Raw genomic sequence first — 2,441 nt, 5'->3', positions numbered from 1 at the left:
GCGGAGCTGAAGAACAAGATCACAAATAAAACCAAGGCCGATCTTGACAAGCAGCAGCGCGAATACTTTCTGCAGCAGCAGCTGAAATCCATCAAAGAAGAACTGGGCGGCGATACCAACGACCGTGAGATAAAGGAAATGATGCGCAAGGCCGAGCAGAAGAAGTGGACAGAAGCTGCAGCAGACCTGTTCCGCAAAGGCATTGAAAAGCTGGAGCGCATGCATCCCAGCACACCGGATTACAGCGTGGTGTATAACCACCTTGACCTGATGCTGGACCTGCCCTGGCAGGAGTACACACAGGACAGCTACGACCTGAAGAAAGCACAAAAAGTGCTGGATAACGACCACTATGGTATGGACAAGATCAAGGAGCGTATACTGGAATACCTGGCCGTGCTGAAGCTGAAGGGCGATATGAAATCGCCCATCCTGTGCTTTGTAGGCCCTCCCGGTATAGGTAAAACTTCTCTCGGCCGTTCTATTGCCAATGCTATTGGCCGTAAATACGTACGTTTAAGCCTGGGCGGTTTGCATGATGAAAGCGAGATACGCGGGCACCGTAAAACCTATATTGGCGCTATGCCGGGCCGCATCCTGCAATCTATCCGTAAAATAAAATCATCCAACCCGGTAATGATTCTGGATGAGATAGACAAGATCGGCAATGATTTCCGCGGCGATCCCAGCTCCGCCCTGCTGGAAGTGCTGGACCCGGAACAAAACAGCACCTTTTACGACAACTACCTGGAGCTGGAATATGACCTGAGCAAGGTATTGTTCATTGCTACCGCTAATAACCTCAGCGCCATTAACCCGGCCCTCCGCGACCGCCTGGAGATCATTGACCTGAGCGGCTATTCCGTAGAGGAAAAGGTAGAAATAGCCAAACGCCACCTGGTGCCCAAACAGCGGGAGGCGCATGGGTTAAAAGACCTGAAAATCAAGTTTCCCGGCGCAATACTTACCAGGATCATACAGGATTATACCCGTGAAAGCGGTGTGCGTGAGCTGGATCGCCTGCTGGCTTCTATCATGCGTTCCCTGGCTAAAAACGTAGCCATGGAGCAGGCCCTGCCCGATACGCTTACGGAAGATATGCTGTCGAAAATACTGGGCAAGTCGCGCTACTCCAATGAGCTGTATAAGGTAGGCAACCCGCCCGGTGTGGCGGTAGGCCTGGCCTGGACCTATGTAGGCGGCGATATATTGTTTATTGAAACCAGCCTCAGTGACGGTAAAGGAGAGCTGAAGCTTACGGGTAACCTGGGAAATGTAATGAAGGAGTCGGCCTCCACGGCGCTCAGCTACCTGCAGGCCAATGCCGCTAATTATAAAATAGATTCCAAGCTGTTCTCCCACAAAAACGTGCACGTGCACGTGCCGGAAGGTGCGGTGCCTAAGGATGGCCCCAGCGCCGGTGTTACCATGCTTACAGCGCTTTCCTCAGCGTTTACCGGCCGCAAGGTAAAATCCTACCTGGCCATGACCGGCGAGATCACCCTGCGCGGGCAGGTGCTGCCGGTAGGCGGTATCAAGGAAAAGATACTGGCTGCCAAACGCGCCGGTATCAAGGAGGTTTTACTGTGCTGGCAAAACGAGAAAGACATTAAAGATATTAACCCGGATTACATCAAGGGCCTGAAATTTCATTTCGTAAAGGAAATGGATGAAGTGCTGGATATAGCGCTGATGAAGAAATAAACGCTAATTACGAATTAGTTAGTTACGAATTACGAATTGTTGGCGATGACAGTATAAGTGCGTTGTGTTATAGCGTGAATATTAGTAATAACAGTTGGTAAGGGTTGTTAGTGATGGATGAGTAATGTATATTGACAACAAGTATTAGCATTGATAATGACTATTGTAATGGACAGCAATAAAGCAAACAAAGCTTTGCTGAACCACAATTCGATAAACGCACAACTCCTTAATTCGTAATTAACTAATTCGTAATTGAAACTGAATGCGCTGCTTACTGTCCATCATCATTATCCTATGTTGCCGGTGCCTGTGCTTTGGGCAGGTATTGGGCGGTAAAAGCGTTTTCCCTTTCCTGGATCTGCCGGCTGCGCCGCAGCTGACAGCCCTGGGCAGTATGAATGTAAGCCAGCAGCTCAATGACGCTTCTCTCACGCTGGCAAATCCTGCTTTGCTGCGTCCCGCTATGCACGGGCATTTACAGGTAAACTTTACCAGCTATTTTGCAGATGTGAAATATGGCCACGCTATGCTTGGGTATTATGCAGATAAGCTGCAAACCACCTTTGCCGGCAGCGTGCAGTATGTGCATTATGGCACGCTTACGCAAACAGACGCCGCAGGCAATATACAGGGTACCTTTAATCCAACGGACATTGCCTGGCAGCTTTCGGCCAGCCGGCAATACCTGGAGCGCTGGCACTATGGTATCAATATAAAATATATTCATTCCCGTT

General features: G+C 49.7%; 2 protein-coding genes. Both read left to right on the top strand.

What is annotated here, in order from left to right; all coding sequences use genetic code 11:
• Positions 1-1,704 (top strand): endopeptidase La (lon, locus tag VFS25_RS09490; RefSeq protein WP_326461896.1); only part of this gene is annotated, 1,704 nt, incomplete at its 5' end.
• Positions 1,705-1,969: 265 nt separating this feature from the next.
• A partial coding sequence (locus VFS25_RS09485) for a hypothetical protein (protein ID WP_326461895.1) occupies positions 1,970-2,441 on the top strand: 472 nt, incomplete at its 3' end.

This window comes from Chitinophaga sp., from assembly GCF_035761305.1.
GTDB lineage: Bacteria > Bacteroidota > Bacteroidia > Chitinophagales > Chitinophagaceae > Chitinophaga.
This window is presented reverse-complemented; position numbering and strand designations above follow the sequence as displayed.